Origin of the sequence: Micromonospora musae (assembly GCF_003626545.1) — a bacterium.
Lineage (GTDB): Bacteria > Actinomycetota > Actinomycetes > Mycobacteriales > Micromonosporaceae > Micromonospora > Micromonospora musae.
This window is the reverse complement of sequence record NZ_RAZS01000001.1, coordinates 288,181-304,519: the sequence shown is the minus strand read 5'-3', so window position 1 is coordinate 304,519 and position 16,339 is coordinate 288,181. Positions and strand designations below refer to the sequence as shown.

Below are 16,339 nucleotides of genomic sequence, written 5' to 3'. Positions count from 1 at the left end.
TCCTCCGTCGTGCCGACCCGATGATCCTCCGTCGTGCCGACCCGATGATCCTCCGTCGTGCCGACCCGATGATCCTCCGTCGTGCCGACCCGATGATCCTCCGTCGTGCCGACCCGATGATCCTGCGATGACCCGCCGATGACGACGATGGTCACGCTCCACGCAGTTCTCCCCCGTCTGCGTGAGGTGACCCATGAAACGGCCTCTGGCCGCGCTCGCGGCACTGCTCGCCGTGATCCTCCTGTCCCCGTCCGTGGCCACCGCCGGACCGGCCCCCGGACGAACTCCGTCGGCCAGCGATCCGCCGGCCGCCACCGCCGACAATGACGAGCCGCGCCGGGGGCCCGATCGGGTGACGGATCCCGACGCCCGGCTCGGCCCCGCCTGGCGTACCTCGACCGACCGTGCCGTCACCACCTCCGGTGACGCCACCGGCCTGCACGTCCTCGTCGCCGACGAGTCGGCCGCCTACGCCTGGCGGACCGCGGCGACCCTCGCCGAGCCCGGCTTCGACACCGACCAGTGGATCGGCCAGGCGTGCGTGACCGGGTCGGGGCGGCGCGCGGTGGTGGTCTACGCCCCCAGAACCTTCACCAACCGGGAAGTGCTCATGCAGCGCGGCGGCTTCGCCGCAGTGGTGGACCTGAAGACCGGCGCGGTGACGAAGCTGCCCGAGCGGGTCTCGTTGGCGTACCACAACCCGGGCTGCGGCAGCGGCGAGAAGGTCGTGCTGTCCCGCCTGGAGGTGGCGGCGCAGCCCGGCCAGGTGGCACACACCTGGCTCGGCACGGTCGACACGAGCCGGCCGGCCGCGGCGGTACGGACGGTCCGCGCCGCCGGTCAGGTCTCCTCGGTGCTGCCGGTGGGCGACGACCTGATCGGTGCGAAGGGCAACAGCCTGGTACGCGTCGGCGCCGGTGGCGGGTTGACCCGGCTGGCGCAGACGCCCGGCACTCCCTTCCGGATGCTCGCCGACGGCCGGGACGCGGTGGCGTTCCAGATCGCTCGCGATGGGCGGACCGAGTTCAAGCGGTTCGCCGCGGGCAGGGTCTCCGACCACGGATCGGTCCCGCTGGGACAGGTCAAGCTGCGCCCCGGCGCGGGCGGCCGGGTGTTCGCCGTGGGCGGTCGCGCCGAGTCCACGCTGACGGCGCGGCTGCCGGGTGGTTGGCGGGCCGTCGACGGGCTGCCCGACGCGGACGTCTCGACCACCGGCGCGCTGGTGGTGCAGCGGGCGACCACGGGCCGGGAGGCGGCCGGGCAGCTGGCCGAGCGCCCGACGGACGGCCTGCCCGACCAGGTGGAGATCCGGTCCAACCGGACGGCCGGCGGCCAGGAGTTGACGTTCTCGGTGGCACCGCAGGTCGACGACGCCGGACGTGCGCCGTCGCCGACCGTCGCCCGGCGTGCGGCGTCCACCCGGTCGCCGGGCGCACGCACCGCCAAGAACCCGGCCGATCCGGACCTGTCGTGGGAGCCGGACGCGGCCTGCGGAGTGTCCCGTAACGACCCGGAGCTGCAGGTCTACCAGCCGACGGTGGCGCAGATGGAGTGGGCGGCCGATCTGGCGGTACGGAACCAGTTGACGTTCCAGCGCCCGGCGAACTGGAACAACAACGGCATGGCGGCCTACTCACCGCAGGGCTTCTTCCCCTCGGCGGCGCTCTCCGGCGGCGGTAACGTGCCCGCGCAGATCTTCCTGGGCATCCTCGCCCAGGAGTCGAACCTCTGGCAGGCCAGCCGGCACGCCGTCGACGCCTCGGTCGGCAATCCGCTGACCAGCCTCGGTTACTACGGCCTGGACCTCCTCGATCCCGACTTCAACGACATCAACTTCGACGAGGACGTCGACCCGCACCCGGACTGCGGCTACGGGGCCGGTCAGGTGACCTCCGGGATGCGGGTCTCCGACCGGGGCAAGACCATCGCCGGGGTGACCTGGAACTACACGAAGCAGAAGGCGGTCGCCACCGACTACGCCACGAACGTGGCGGCCGGGCTGCGGATCCTGCAGGACAAGTGGAACCAGACCCGCGGCGCCGGCCTGATCGCCAACGACGGCGACCCGCGGTACCTGGAGAACTGGTGGTTCGCCGTCTGGGCGTACAACACCGGGTTCTACGCGCAGAATCCGCAGAACCCGTCGGAGCCGTGGGGGGTCGGGTGGGCCAACAACCCGGCGAACACCGACTACCCGGCGGACCGGAAGCGGTTCCTGACCGCTCCGCTCGACGTCGACCTCCCGGGCACCGACGACGACATCGACGACGTGGTCGGCTACGACAACGCCAAGCACCCGAACCACTGGTCGTACCCGGAGTGCGTGATCGGCTTCGCGTACACCTCGTTGATCCGGTACAACTACCGGGCCGGGGCGTACTCGAGGACCTACGCGACGGCCACCGCACGGAACCCGGACATCGCCCACGCCGCCCGCTACACCTTCTGTGAACCGCAGGTCAACGACTGCGACGAGAAGCTGCCGCCGAAGGTGCCGCGCGACTTCCCGGACACGAAGCCGGGCGCCTGCCAGCGCGACGACCTCAGGTGCTGGTGGCACGGCCCGGTGACCTGGACCGATTGTGCGACCCACTGCGGTCTCGAGAGCCGCAAGTACACCTCGGTCGAGCCGCGGCCCTACGCCGAGGACGGGGACAACATCCACCCGACCCCGGTGAACGGCGACGGCAGTTGCCGCGTCTCCGGCCTGCCGGACGACGTACGGATCATCGACGACATCCGCACCTCGGTGCCGCTCGGTGCGGAGGGCTGTACGCCGAAATTCACCAGGGGAGGCGGATTCGCGCTGAACTTCGCCACCCACACCCAGCCGGACGGTGACGTGGTCACGCCGGGCAAGGTGGACCTGCACCAGATCGGCGCGGGCTTCGGCGGTCACTTCTGGTTCACCCACACCTACAAGCAGGCGGAGGAACCCAGCTATCGGGTCACCGGCACGTGGACGATCGATCCGACCAACGCCTGGACCCGGGTCTGGGTGCACCTGCCCGACCACGGCGCGCACACCCGCCAGGCGACGTACGTGATCCGCCGGCCGAACGGGGCGACGGAGAGGCGGATCATCCCCACCCAACTGGAGTCGAACAGCTGGGTCAACCTGGGGGTCTTCGACTTCACCGGCGCGGGGACGCCCAAGGTGGAGCTGAGCAACTTCACCCTCGACGGCACCGGGGTGCAGGACATCGCCTGGGACGCCCTCGCCGTCCAGCCGCTGACCCAGAAGCCCCGGCACTTCGTGGTGGCGCTCGGCGACTCGTACTCCTCGGGCGAGGGGACCGGGGACTACACCCGCGTCAGCAACCAGTACGGCGACGACGCCGCCTCGCGGAACTCCTGCCGGCGCAGCCCGAACGCCTGGTCGCAGCAGGCCACCATCCCCGACGCGCCGGGCACGATCGCCGCGCTGGCCGAGGGGAACAACGAGGAGATCGACGCACAGTTCGTGGCGTGCAGCGGCGCGACCACCCTCAACATGCTCAGCCCGGCCCTGTTGCCCGACGGCAAGTGGCTCGGTAAGGCGCCGCAGGGCCAGTACGGCGAGATCGCCCAGCTGGACCAGGGCTCGCTGAACGAGAACACCACAGCCGTGATGTTCTCGATCGGCGGGAACGACGCCCGCTTCACCGACGTGGGCAAGTCCTGTGGGTTCGGGTACGACTGCAGCGCCCCCGACTACTACATGGAGGGCGACAGCAAGCCGCTGCGGGACGCCGAGCGGGATCTGATCACCGGCCCGGTCAAGTCGTCGCTGCAGGAGGTGGTCCGGCAGATCAGGGTGCGGGCTCCGAACGCCCGGATCTTCGTGATGGGCTACCCGCACCTGTTCGAGACGCCGTGCGAGTACGGCGCCGTGCTGCCGGGCATCACGGTCGGCATCTCGTGGGACGAGACGATCTTCCTGAACGAGCTGGGTGACCTGCTGGTCAACGAGGCGCTGCCGTCGGACGCGGCGCACGGCGTGCACGGCATGGATCCGCGCAGCGAGTTCACCGGGCACAGCCTCTGCGGCGACGACCTCTATCTCAACGGGTTGAAGGCCGGCGACGCCGTGGTGGGCGACGACGGTGACCCGAAGCAGCTGTTCAGCATGGAGTCGTTGCATCCCAACAAGGACGGGAGCCGGGCCTACGCGCGGATCGTCAACACGTACATGAATGTGTACGGCTATCGGTGGTAGAACCTCCCGCGGGGCCCGGCCGGCGGTCGGGCCCCGCGGGGCCTTACCGGAAGGCGGGTGAGCGGCAATGACCGAACCACGCGGCGTCGCCGCCGTCGTCCCCGCCACCATCGGAGGCGCCGTGCTGGCCGGCCTCTGGCGCGCGGAGCTGACCTTCCAGTCGGGGTGCCGGCCGGAGACGATCGGCGCCTGCCTGAGCTGGCGGATCCCGGTGCTGCTTCTCGGGCCGGTCGTCGTGGCCGTCGGCAGCTGGCTGGTGCTGCGGGCCGCCGGGGCCGCCCGACCGCTGCTCGCCACGTCGCTGGGCGTCCTCGCCACGGCGGGCGTGACGCTGCTGCACCAGGCCGGGCAGAGCGGCTGGAGGCCACCCTCGGTTCCGCTCGCCGCGCTCTTCGCCGCGTTCGGGTTCACCGTCGGCGTCGTCGTGGCCGGCCTCCGGATGCCGGTCGCGCTCCGCGCCGCGCTCGCCGTGCTCCTGGCGGTTCCGGTGGTCCTCTTCCCCACGATCAAGGAGAGCAGCACGCGGGACCGACGGGTCGAGAACTTCGCCCGGCTGGGCCTGCCGCTGCTGGTGCCCGAGGTCGGGGCGTACCGGGTGGTGGCGGCCCGAGCCGACCCGGCCGGCGGTCAGCTCTCGCTGGTGCTGGCGGACGGCCCACTCCGGCTCTCCGTCGACACGATCCGCGTGCCAGCGGACTTCGCCCCGCCGCAGCGGTGCGGGCCGAGCGCGGTCGAGGTGTCGCTGCGGGGCACCGTCTCGTTGCCGCCCTCGAACGGGCCGTGTCAGCGGTTCGCGGCCGACCACTGGCTCCGCAGCGAGAACGGTCACCCCGTCCACCTGCTCCGCCGCGGGGACGCGCTGGTGCTGGTCAGCCCCGGTGTCGACGTACCCGACCTGGACGTCGCGGCGGCCGCCGGGCAGCTGGTCGAGGTGTCGCCGCGGGAGCTGGCCGCACTTCTCGGCTGAACCGGCCGGCCCGGGTGGTCCTCGCCGCCTCCGACCAGCGGTTCGGCACAATGTAGGGGTGACGGAGATCGACTGGACGGGGCTGCGGGCCGCCGCCACCGAGGTGATGCGGCACGCGTACGCCCCGTATTCGAAGTTCCCGGTCGGCGCGGCCGGCCTGGTCGACGACGGCCGGGTGGTGGTCGGGTGCAACGTGGAGAACGCCGCGTACGGTGTGGTGCTCTGCGCCGAGTGCGGCGTCGTCTCCTCGCTGCACGCCACCGGCGGTGGCCGGCTCGTGGCGCTCTCCTGCGTCGACGCGACGGGGGAGCCGCTGATGCCCTGCGGCCGGTGCCGGCAGCTGCTCTGGGAGAACGGTGGCCCGGAGTGCCTGATCGAGACGAAGGGGCGCCCGCTGCGGATGGCCGAGCTGCTGCCGCACGCGTTCGGCGTCGAGGACCTGGAGTCGGTGGTCGGGGAGACCCCGCTGCCGGTGGTGCCGGAGCGGCTGGCCGCCTGGCGGGGTCGGGGCACCGTCTTCGTCCATCCGGACCTCTCCGCCGGCCAGCAGGTCTGGACGGCGTACTGGGAGCGGTCGGCGGGGGACGACGCGGGCGCCGAGACCGGTGTGCTGGAGGAGGGGCCGAGCTGGGACGACCCGGCCGAGGCGATCACCTGGGGGCTGGCCCGTACGCCCCGGGTGGTGGTGGTCGACGCGAGCGGCACCATCTTCTGGGCCGGCGAGGGTGAGCCACCGATGGAGATACCGGTCCGCTGGGGTTGATCGTGGTTCAGCTTGAGAGCCGGGGCCGACCGCGCCCGGCTCCGGGCGGTCAGGCTTGATCCCTCCGCCGGGCGCGGTCGGCCCCGGCCCGTCGTGGTCACCGGCCGCGGGGCGGTATCTGCAACGACTGGAAAGAGATCTTTGATGAGTGGCGCTTTTACTGCGGTTGACGTCATCCGGACCAAGCGGGACGGGGGCGTGCTGTCGGACGACCAGATCGACTGGGTGATGGACGCGTACACCCGGGGGCGGGTCGCCGACGAGCAGATGTCCGCGCTGGCCATGGCGATCCTGCTGCGGGGCATGACCGGTCCGGAGATCGCCCGGTGGACCGCCGCGATGATCGCGAGCGGCGAGCGGTTGGACCTCTCCGCCGTCGACCGGCCGACCGTGGACAAGCACTCCACCGGCGGCGTCGGCGACAAGATCACTCTGCCGCTGACCCCGCTGGTGGCGGCGTGCGGGGCCGCGGTGCCGCAGCTCTCCGGCCGGGGGCTCGGGCACACCGGCGGGACGCTGGACAAGCTCGAGTCGATCCCGGGCTGGCGGGCGACGCTGACCAACGACGAGTTCATCGGTCAGCTGCGCGACGTGGGCGCGGCGATCTGCGCGGCCGGCGCCGGGCTCGCGCCCGCCGACCGGAAGCTGTACGCGCTGCGTGACGTGACCGGCACCGTCGAGGCGATCCCGCTGATCGCGAGTTCGATCATGAGCAAGAAGATCGCCGAGGGGACCGGCGCGCTGGTGCTCGACGTCAAGGTCGGCTCGGGTGCCTTCATGAAGTCCGTCGAGCAGGCCCGCGAGCTGGCCCACACCATGGTCGAGCTGGGCGGGGCGCACGGGGTGCGTACGGTCGCGCTGCTCACCGACATGTCCACCCCGCTCGGCCTGGCGATCGGCAACGGGATCGAGGTGGCCGAGTCCTTGGAGGTGCTGGACGGCGGCGGCCCGACCGACGTCCTGGAGCTGACCCTGGCCCTCGCCCGGGAGATGCTCGACGCCGCCGGCCTCGAAGACATGGATCCGCAGGTGGCGCTCCGCGACGGCCGCGCCATGGACGTGTGGCGGGCGATGATCCGCGCCCAGGGCGGCGACCCGGACGCGGCACTGCCGACCGCGCCGGAGATCGAGACGGTCCGGGCGGAGTCCGACGGCTACGTCGAGGCGATCGACGCGTACGCGATGGGGGTGGCGGCGTGGCGACTCGGCGCGGGTCGCGCGCGCAAGGAGGACCCGGTGAGCGCCCCGGCCGGGGTGCTGCTGCGCAAGCGTCCCGGCGACTCGGTGCGGGCCGGTGAGGTGCTCTACGAGCTGCGGGCCGAGCAGGCCGAGCGGATCCCCCCGGCGATGGCCGAGGCCGCCGGTGCGGTGCGGATCTCGTCGACGCCACCGGTCGACCGGCCCCTCGTCATCGAGCGGATCGGCTGACCCGGCATCGGGCGGGGCGGCATGGTGCAGCCCAGCTGGGATCGCTATTCTCCCTGGCCAGGGGGGACAACCGGCGCTGAGCCGTTGCAAGCAAGGGAATCGCCGTGACCGTACCTGCCCCCGACCCACGTGAGGTGCGTGAGGCGAGCCTGGACGAGTTGTCCCGGCTCGGCCTCCCCCTGCCACCGCCGCAGTTCCCGCTGGTCTGGGAGCCCGGCGACCTGATCGAGCTGCGGCCCACGACCGAGATCGAGGCACGGATCGCGGTGCTGCACCTGATCCTGGCCCGCTGTTTCGGGATGCCGCCGCAGGACGCGATGAGCTGGCTGCTCGCCTCCCACCTGGTGGAGATGGTCACCCCGCCCGAGTGGCAGTTCGTCACCGGCAGCAAGGGTGATCACCGCTCCTTCGTGCTGCACCACGACGCGCTCTTCTCGCTGGCGTGGGTGCTCGGCCTGACCAAGCTGCTCGACCCGACGCTGCCGGTGGACGAGCGGCTGATCGAGCGGATGCCGGACATCGCCCGTGGGGAGAGCTTCACCCAGTGGCGTTCCCGCATCCTCGCCGCGCCGCAGCACCCCGCCGACGCGGCCGCCCTGCTCGACCTGCACTACTGCCTGGACTGGGCGTACCTGGAGCTGGAGCGGGCCGGCCACCGGCCGCCCGGGCTGGTCGACGCGAACGCGATCGGTCAGCGGCGGTGGGCGTTGGAGTGGGCGGTGGTGCTGCGCGGGCCGTACCACGACGAGCCGCCCGGCTGGGAAGAGGTCGACCTCTCCACCTGATACACCGCCGGGAACCCGGGGTTTTCCGACGGTCTCTGAGCCGGGCCGGTCGCGGTCAGCGCGGCACCGGGCGCCACACGGCGAGCCGGATCGCCGCGGTCACCCGGACCGGCTCGGCCACCGCGGCGACCCGCGCGGCCAGTCCGGCCGGATCGGTGTGCCAGGCGCTCGGACCCATACCCACCAGGGTGGCCACCTCGGGCCGGGTGAGCGTCAACTCCCGGCGGTGCACCGTCTCCTCGGAGCAGGTGAAGTGCCCGCCGAGACTGCCGGCCACCCGGTCCTGTTTCGCCGGGTCGACCCGGAGCAGCCCGAGCGGGCCGATCAGCTCCGCGAGGTGGTCCGCCGCGGGTGTCACCACGAGAAGCGCCCCGGCCGGGTCGAGCACCCGGTGGAACTCGGCGCCGTTGCGCGGCGCGAAGACGTTCAGCAGCAGGGCGACGCTCGCGTCGGCGACGGGGAGGCGCTGCCAGGTGTCGGCCAGCGCGGCCGCGACCCGTGGGTGGGCCCGGGCGGCGCGGCGCAGCGCCGGCTTCGACACGTCGAGCGCCAGCCCCACGGCGTCCGGCAGCGCCGCCAGCACCGCGGCGAGGTGCCGGCCGGTCCCGGCGCCGGCGTCCACCACCAGGGGGTACGCCCCGGCGGTCGGCCCGACCGCCGCCTCCGCCGCGTCGGCGAGCGCCGCCGAGATCAGGTCGTAGTGCCCGGCGGCCAGGAAATCGGCCCGGGCGGCCACCATCTCGGCGGTGTCCCCCGGGTGCGGCGCGCGGCCGGCGAGCAGGTTCACGTAGCCCTGCCGGGCCACGTCGAAGCTGTGCCCGCGGGGGCAGCGCAGCGCTCGGGTGGTGCCGGCGGGCGTCTCGCTCAGCGGCTCGCCGCAGACCGGACAGACGAGCCGCTGGAGGATGCGGGGGTCCATGTCAGGCGTCCAGGTTGGTCGGCGCCGCGGGTGCCCGGAGGTCACCGTCGTGGCGGTGGGGCGGAAGGGCAACCGCGGAGCCTCGGCGATCGCGATCGGGCAGCTCCACGTCGACTACGGTAGGCCCACCCGTCGGTGCGCCGGTCCGTACCCGGCCGGGTCCGGCGCGGTCCGGTGACCGTTCTCCGGACGCCGCACTAGGGTCTTGGCATGGTCGCGAACATCCGGTACGAGGACATCGTCAAGGTCCCGAAGGCGTTGCTGCACGATCATCTCGACGGCGGTCTGCGGCCGGCGACGATAGTCGAGTTGGCCGCGGAGGTGGGGCACGAGCTGCCCGCCACCGATCCCGAGGAGCTGGGGCGCTGGTTCGTCGGGGCGGCCGACTCGGGTTCGCTGGAGCGCTACCTGGAGACGTTCGCGCACACCGTGGCCGTGATGCAGACCGCGTCCGGGCTGCGCCGGGTGGCCCGCGAGTGCGCGCTCGACCTGGCCGCCGACGGGGTCGTCTACGCGGAGGTGCGGTTCGCTCCCGAACAGCACCTGGAGCGGGACCTCACCCTGGACGAGGTCGTCGAGTCGGTGCTCGGCGGCTTCGCCGAGGGCAGCGCCGAGGCCGCCGAGGCCGGCAACCCGATCCGGGTGGGCACGCTGCTCACCGCGATGCGGCACGCGGCCCGCTCGCAGGAGATCGCCGAGCTGGCGGTCCGGCACCGGGACGCGGGTGTGGTGGGCTTCGACATCGCCGGCGCGGAGGCGGGCTTCCCGCCCACCCGGCACCTGGACGCGTTCGAGTACCTCCAGCGGGAGAACTTCCACTTCACCATCCACGCCGGCGAGGCGTTCGGGCTCCCGTCGATCTGGCAGGCGATCCAGTGGTGCGGGGCGGACCGGCTCGGCCACGGCGTACGGATCGTGGACGACATCAGCACCGAGGGGCCGGAGCCGGTGCTCGGCCGGCTGGCCGCGTACGTGCGGGACAAGCGCATCCCGCTCGAGCTCTGCCCGTCCTCGAACGTGCAGACCGGCGCGGCCGCGTCGATCGCCGAGCACCCGATCGGCCTGCTACGTGACCTCCGGTTCCGGGTGACGCTGAACACCGACAACCGGTTGATGAGCGGCACCTCGATGTCGCGGGAGATGGCGCTGCTGGTCGACGCGTTCGGCTACGGGTGGGCCGAGCTGCGGTGGTTGACGATCAATGCGATGAAGAGCGCTTTCATTCCGTTCGACGAGCGCCTGAAGATCATCGACGAGGTGATCAAGCCGGCCTACGCGCCGCTGCTGCGGGACTGATCCGGGTGGCTCGGGTGGCCGGCGAGCAGGCCGGCCACCCGGTGCAGCACCTCGCGGCCCCGGGCCGCCTCCGCGCCCAGGTTCGTCTGTCGGCGCAGCACCGTCGGTTCGCTGCGGAGCAGCGCCAGCCCCCGTTGGACCAGCACCCGCGGCGCTTTGCGCTGCTCGGACAGGTCGCGGGCGAGCCGGCGCAGGAAGGTGGCGCCGCGGGGCCGGCGCAGTGCGTACGCCCCGGCGAGCACTCCGCGACGTCGGCACTCCCTGACGATCTCGGCGGCGAAAATCCCTTCGGCCACAAAAAGTGGCGATCCGGCTAGGTCAAATGTCCGGGTGGACACCCGGCGATCCGCGCCTATCGCATAGACGGGCACTTCTGCCCGGCCGTCGCGCGCCAATCGCACGATCGTTTCCACCGCGCCCTCGGTGTCCCAGGACTCTGGTGACTCCCAGTCCACCTGCCCGTTTCGCCGTGGCAACGTAGGGTCATCACCGTCCTTGTAGAACTCGTCCAGGCACAGCACCGGAAGCCCGGTTCGCTGCGCTATATACGACTTTCCGGAGCCGGACGGGCCGGCCAACAGTACGACGCGGTGCGGATGATCCATTACTTTGAGTGACTCCGGCCAGACAGTGTGCTATCAAAAACCTTCAACATCTCACCACACCATGGGCACCAGCCAACCTGGGCTTTCTTCTTGTCGAGCGGCGTGATGGAATCTCGGGGGTCCGACCCGCCGGGTCGGTCGCTGGGCGTTGCCCGGGGCAACGCGCTGAAGCTGTAAATCGCGAGGACGGTGACGTGAGCAAACGGCCGAAGACGGCGGGCTCCTTCCTGTCGCGGCTGCGTCAGCCAGCCAGTCGACTTCGGGACATGCCGATCTGGTCCAAGCTCGGTCTCATCATGATCGTGCCGACCATCGCCACGGTCGTGGTGGGAACCAACGGTCTGGTCGACCACCTGGAGACACTCAACAATGCCAACCGGGCCGGCGACCTTGCCAACCTCTCCGGCTACTCGGGTGACCTGATCAACACCGTGCAGGACGAGCGGACCACCGCCGTGCTGCTGCTGGTGTCACCTCCGGGGCAGGCGAGAGCGCAGTACCAGGAGGCGTACAACCGGGTGAACACCCGGGTCGACCAGTCGAAGGCCCCCTACCTGCGGCAGCGCGCCTCGATCGAGGGGCTCCCGGGCCGGCTCGAGACCCTGCTCGACAAGATCGACCGGAGCCTCACCGACCTGCCCGGCATCCGCAGCCAGGTCTACAACGGCAAGCTCCGGCCGGTCGAGGCGACGCAGGCGTACGAGGGTGTGATCACCGACCTGCTCGCCATCCGCGACTCGGCCACGCAGCTCGCCGGTGACAACAACCTGAGCGACCGGATGCGGGCCGCCGCCGCGGTGGCGCGGGAGAAGGAGTTCCTCTCCCTGCGCCGGGTGGTGGTGCACCAGGCGCTGGCACAGCGGCAACTGACCCCGGCCCTGCGCACCGAGTACATCGCCAGCGGCACCGGCCAGGACCAGGCCGCGCAGAACTTCAAGGCGGTGGCCACCGAGGACGAGGCCCGCTTCCACGACCAGACCATCGCGGGCGGCGACCGGCGCGAGGCCGAGCGCTACATCGGCTGGATCAACGGCAACACCAGCGGCAGCATGGTCGGGGCCCCCTTCGGGCCCGACCAGTGGGACGCGGCCATGGTCGCCAACGCGAAGCTGATCCGGTCGGTGGAGACGAAGCTCGACGGCGACGTGGTCGGCCTGGCCGAGGGCATCCGCTCCGACGTGCAGCGACAGGTGTTCCTGGAGACCGGCCTCCTGCTGAGCATGCTCCTGCTGGCCATCCTCTTCGCCTACCTGGTCGCCCGCTCGATGGCCCGTTCGCTGCGCGAGCTGCGGCAGGGCGCCCTCGCCGTGGCCCAGTACGGCCTGCCGCAGGCGGTGGCCCGACTGCGCGACCCGCAGGTGACCGGTCAGCTCTCCCCGTCCCAGCTGGCGAACCAGATCGCCGAACCGCTCCCGGTGCGCAGCAAGGACGAGTTCGGTCAGGTGACCGAGGCGTTCAACGCCGTCCACCTGGAGGCGGTCCGCACCGCGGCCGAGCAGGCGGCGCTGCGCGCCTCGGTCGCGACGATGTTCGTCAACCTCGCCCGCCGGTCGCAGATCCTGGTCGACCGCCTGATCGGGCACCTCGACCGGCTCGAACGCGGCGAGGAGGACCCGGACCGGCTCGCCGAGCTCTTCCAGCTCGACCACCTCGCCACCCGGATGCGGCGCAACGACGAGAACCTGCTGGTGCTCGCCGGTGCCGACTCCACCCGCGTGCAGCGGGAACCCGCCGCCCTCATCGACGTGCTGCGCGCCGCGCAGTCCGAGGTCGAGCACTACACCCGCATCGAGTTCGGCGTCATCGACCGCGACATCGAGATCGCCGCGCACGCCGTCAACGACCTGGTCCACCTGGTCGCCGAGCTCTTCGACAACGCCACCGCGTTCTCGCCGCCAGACTCCCAGGTGCAGGTCGAGGCCCGCCGGGTCGGTGACCGCTCCTCGCTCTACGTCGAGGACCGCGGCATCGGCATCAGCGCCGACCAGCTCCAGGAACTCAACGAGCGGCTCGCCACGCCGCCGCAGGTGGACGTGGCCGTCTCCCGGATGATGGGCCTGGTCGTGGTCGCCCGCCTGGCGTCCCGGCACGGCGTCCGGGTGGAGCTGCGTCCGGGCACCGATCGGGGCACCGTGGCGGAGGTCGTGCTGCCCGCCTCGGTGCTGGTGCCTCGCGCGCTCTCCGGGCGGGTGCAGCAGCCCCCGGCGCTGCCCGCCCCGGCCGGTGCCCCGGCACCGACCGCCCCGACGCCGAGCTTCGGCGCGCTGCCCGCGCTGGGCGTCCGGCAGAGCGAGTCCGGCAACCAGGTGACCCTCGGCGGCCGCGCCTTCGACCCGCCGTCGCAGAACGGTTCGGGTTCGCCGATGCCGGCCGCTCCCGGGCGCGGCATGCCCGCCTGGTCGGATCTCACCGGCGCCGCCCCGGCCAACGGTGCGGGCGCGTTCACCCCGCGTGCCGCCAACGGGCAGCCGATCGACCCGCTGCCGCAGCGTCGGGGCGAGGCCGACCAGTCCGGCGGCCAGCCTCCGGCGATCCCGCGGCAGCTGCCGAGCAGCCCCGAGGTGAACCCCTACTCGCCGCCGGTCTCCGGCGGCCCGGTCTCCGGCTCGCCGGTCTCCGCGCAGCCGTACTCGGGCGCTCCGGTCTCGTCCTCGCCGTACGCGGGTCCGCCGACCTCGGCCTCGCCCTACACGAGTCCGCCGGTCTCGGCACAGCCGTACTCGGCGCCGCCCGTCTCCGGGCAGCCGTACTCCGCGCCGCCGGCCTCCGGGCAGCCGTACTCGACGCAGCCCTACTCGGCGCCGCCGGCCATGCCGCAGCCGTACTCCGCGCCGCCCTTCGCCGGCCAGCCGGCTCCGGCCAACCCACTGCCGTCCCGGCCGGACTCCGGCCCGTCGGCGCCGCCGGCCTGGCCGCCGGTGGCCGAGACGGAGCGAGAGGCGGCCACGCCGCCGGTGCCCGAGCGCCTCGCCGCCGCGCTGGACATGACGACCGAACTGCCGCGGGTGCCCCGGCCGGAGAGCCAGCCGGCCCCCGCGCCGGCCGCGCCGCCGGCACCCAACCGGCCCGCGCCGGCCCCGCAGGCCCAGCCCCAGCCCCAGCCTCAGCAGCGGTACGCGGACGAGACGATGGAGCTGCCGATCTTCCGGGAGCTCGAATCGGCCTGGTTCCGTACCCGCCGACCGGGGCCGGAGGAGACGGCCGGGGCCGCGAAACCGGCGGCGACGAGCGGGGCACCGACCCAGCAGTTCGCCGCGGTCGACGCCAGCGGTCCGGCCGTTCAGACGACCACACCCGGGACGACAGGTAACGCACCGATGGCAGACACACCGACGCCGCGGGAGAACGGGTTGGGCGCGAACGGGGGCAGCCGTCCGACCGCCGCCGAGAGCCTGCCCAACCGCCGGCCGACTCAGCAGGGCAACAGTTGGGAGACCGCTGCCGACGACGGCTGGCGGGCCGCCACCGCCGCCACCGACGTGCCGGTACGCTCGACCACCCCGACCGGGTTGCCGAAGCGCACGCCGATGGCGCAGCTGGTGCCCGGCGCGGTGGAGAAGCCGACCACGTCCGTCCAACGGCGCTCGCCGGAGGCCGTCCGCGGTCTGCTCTCGGCCTACCATCGGGGCGTGCAGCGGGGGCGTAGCAACCCCTCGGAGGGCAACCCGACCAACCCGGAGGCGGCTCCGGGTGGGCAGCAATCCTCGCAGTCTGACTCAGGCCCAGTGGCCGGGAGCGGGCAGAAGGAGCAATAACGATGACTACTACGCAGGATCTCGGTTGGCTCCTCGCCAACTTCGCCGACCGGGTGCCGGGGGTCGCGCACGCGGTCGCCGTCTCCGCGGACGGACTGCTCCTCGCGGGGTCACGGGATCTTCCGCGTGACCGCGCCGACCAGCTGGCCGCGATCTCGTCCGGTCTGGTCAGCCTGACCCAGGGGGCGGCCCGCTGCTTCGAGGGAGGCGCGGTGCTGCAGACAGTCGTGGAGATGGACAACGGCTTCCTGTTCCTGATGTCCATCTCGGACGGCTCGTCCTTCGCCGTGCTGGCGGCCCGCAGCTCCGACGTGGGGCAGGTCGGCTACGAGATGGCACTGCTCGTCGACCGGGTGGGCGACGCGCTCACCCCGGCTCCGCGCGCTGCCGCGGGAATGCTGGGCTGACACCTGCTGACCGAAGTCGGCGGGGCAGCAACGACGACAAGTGGGGCTGCACCGGGTGGAGCCGGTGCCGGGTACGAAGGAGGTGAGCGGCGACATGGCCGATCGTGACGAACCGACCGGAGCGTTGGTCCGTCCTTACGCCGTGACCCGTGGTCGTACCCGCCCCCGACTCGACATCGCGCTGGAGGCGCTCGTCGAGACGACGGTGCGCGGCCGGGCCGCCGCTGCGAACGGCAGTGGTGGCCAGGGCCGCGAGCACCAGTACATTGCCGCGCTGTGTGACGGACGCGTCCAGTCGCTCGCCGAGATCGCGGCGCGGATGCAGCTCCCGCTCGGTGTGGCCCGGGTGCTCATCGCCGACATGGCGACGGACGGCCTGGTCGCAGTCCACGAGCCGACCATCCTGGACGACTCGGACGACGCGGTGGGCACTGAACTGCTGGAGAGGGTGCTGAGTGGACTTCGCAGGCTCTGACATGTCGCACCGCCCGCCGACCCAAAGCGGGCGCGTGACGTCGGCGAAGATCGTTATCGCCGGTGGATTCGGCGTCGGCAAGACGACGCTGGTCGGTTCGGTCTCGGAGATCACGCCGCTGACCACGGAGGCGATCATGACCTCCGCCGGCGTGGGTGTCGACGACACCCGGCAGGTGCCGGGTAAGGCGACGACCACGGTGGCCATGGACTTCGGCCGCATCACCATCGACCGTGACCTGATCCTGTACCTGTTCGGTACGCCGGGTCAGACCCGGTTCTGGTTCATGTGGGACGAGCTGGTCCGTGGCGCCATCGGTGCCGTCGTGCTGGTGGACACGCGGCGGCTCGCCGACTGCTTCGCGGCGATCGACTTCTTCGAGCACCGGCGGCTGCCGTACCTGGTGGCCATCAACTGCTTCGACGGGATGCAGTACCACGACCCGCAGGACGTCCGGGACGCGCTGGCGATCTCGAGCGACGTCCCGGTGGTGGCCTGTGACGCCCGGAACCGGGAGTCGACCAAGCACGTGCTGATCTCGCTCGTCGAGTACGTGCTCACCATGCGGCGGTCCCGCGCGGTCACGCCGGCCTGACCGGCAACCAACCCGTCGACGCGCCCCGGTGCGGCTGAGGCCGCGCCGGGGCGCTCGTCGCTTCTCGGCCGACCACCGCTGATCTCGCGAGCGAACCGACGCTCGTGCTCAGGCACGCGGTTCGGCCCTGGTCGTGCTCGGGCACG

Annotated in this window: 12 protein-coding genes; 10 read left to right on the top strand and 2 right to left on the bottom strand. The window is 72.3% G+C overall.

Annotated elements, in window-relative coordinates; genetic code table 11:
- Positions 1–193 precede the first annotated feature (193 nt).
- The 5 genes from D7147_RS01400 (at position 194) to D7147_RS01380 (ending at position 8,141) form a co-directional block, all read left to right on the top strand.
- Positions 194–4,198 carry an SGNH/GDSL hydrolase family protein gene (locus D7147_RS01400; RefSeq protein WP_120673410.1) on the top strand — a complete coding sequence of 1,335 codons (4,005 nt, stop codon included), beginning with the start codon at positions 194–196 and terminating at the stop codon, positions 4,196–4,198.
- A 67-nt stretch (positions 4,199–4,265) separates the two neighbouring features.
- Entirely contained in the window at positions 4,266–5,165 is a 900-nt protein-coding gene (locus D7147_RS01395) for a hypothetical protein (RefSeq protein ID WP_120673409.1), read from the top strand.
- A gap of 58 nt (positions 5,166–5,223) precedes the next feature.
- The gene (locus tag D7147_RS01390) at positions 5,224–5,928 is read left to right on the top strand and encodes a cytidine deaminase (RefSeq protein WP_120673408.1); all 705 of its coding nucleotides are present in this window, start codon (positions 5,224–5,226) and stop codon (positions 5,926–5,928) included.
- Between the two features lie 144 nt (positions 5,929–6,072).
- Positions 6,073–7,356, top strand: coding sequence for a thymidine phosphorylase (locus D7147_RS01385; RefSeq protein WP_120673407.1), 1,284 nt, complete (start codon positions 6,073–6,075; stop codon positions 7,354–7,356).
- Positions 7,357–7,460: 104 nt separating this feature from the next.
- Positions 7,461–8,141: a DUF4272 domain-containing protein gene (locus D7147_RS01380; protein ID WP_120673406.1), complete on the top strand. Its 681-nt coding sequence runs from the start codon at positions 7,461–7,463 to the stop codon at positions 8,139–8,141.
- A gap of 55 nt (positions 8,142–8,196) precedes the next feature.
- Here the strand turns inward: D7147_RS01380 and D7147_RS01375 are convergent, their stop codons facing one another.
- A complete protein-coding gene (locus D7147_RS01375; RefSeq protein ID WP_120673405.1) occupies positions 8,197–9,060 on the bottom strand; it encodes a putative RNA methyltransferase in 864 nt (287 codons plus the stop codon).
- A 210-nt stretch (positions 9,061–9,270) separates the two neighbouring features.
- On the opposite strand from D7147_RS01375, the gene D7147_RS01370 reads away from it, so the two are divergent.
- The gene (locus D7147_RS01370; protein WP_120673404.1) at positions 9,271–10,356 is read left to right on the top strand and encodes an adenosine deaminase; all 1,086 of its coding nucleotides are present in this window, start codon (positions 9,271–9,273) and stop codon (positions 10,354–10,356) included.
- Here the strand turns inward: D7147_RS01370 and D7147_RS32830 are convergent.
- Complete coding sequence (locus D7147_RS32830; protein WP_233562861.1) at positions 10,332–10,652, bottom strand: hypothetical protein; 321 nt, start codon at positions 10,650–10,652, stop codon at positions 10,332–10,334. The genes D7147_RS01370 and D7147_RS32830 overlap by 25 nt on opposite strands.
- A 503-nt stretch (positions 10,653–11,155) precedes the next feature.
- On the opposite strand from D7147_RS32830, the gene D7147_RS01360 reads away from it, so the two are divergent.
- The 4 genes from D7147_RS01360 (at position 11,156) to D7147_RS01345 (ending at position 16,193) form a co-directional block, all read left to right on the top strand.
- The gene (locus D7147_RS01360) at positions 11,156–14,716 is read left to right on the top strand and encodes a sensor histidine kinase (RefSeq protein ID WP_120673402.1); all 3,561 of its coding nucleotides are present in this window, start codon (positions 11,156–11,158) and stop codon (positions 14,714–14,716) included.
- Positions 14,717–14,718: 2 nt separating this feature from the next.
- Positions 14,719–15,123: a roadblock/LC7 domain-containing protein gene (locus tag D7147_RS01355; protein ID WP_120673401.1), complete on the top strand. Its 405-nt coding sequence runs from the start codon at positions 14,719–14,721 to the stop codon at positions 15,121–15,123.
- A gap of 94 nt (positions 15,124–15,217) precedes the next feature.
- On the top strand, positions 15,218–15,598 hold the full coding sequence (locus D7147_RS01350; protein ID WP_120673933.1) for a DUF742 domain-containing protein: 381 nt from the start codon (positions 15,218–15,220) through the stop codon (positions 15,596–15,598).
- Position 15,599: 1 nt separating this feature from the next.
- The gene (locus tag D7147_RS01345; protein ID WP_120673400.1) at positions 15,600–16,193 is read left to right on the top strand and encodes a GTP-binding protein; all 594 of its coding nucleotides are present in this window, start codon (positions 15,600–15,602) and stop codon (positions 16,191–16,193) included.
- Positions 16,194–16,339: the final 146 nt, after the last annotated feature.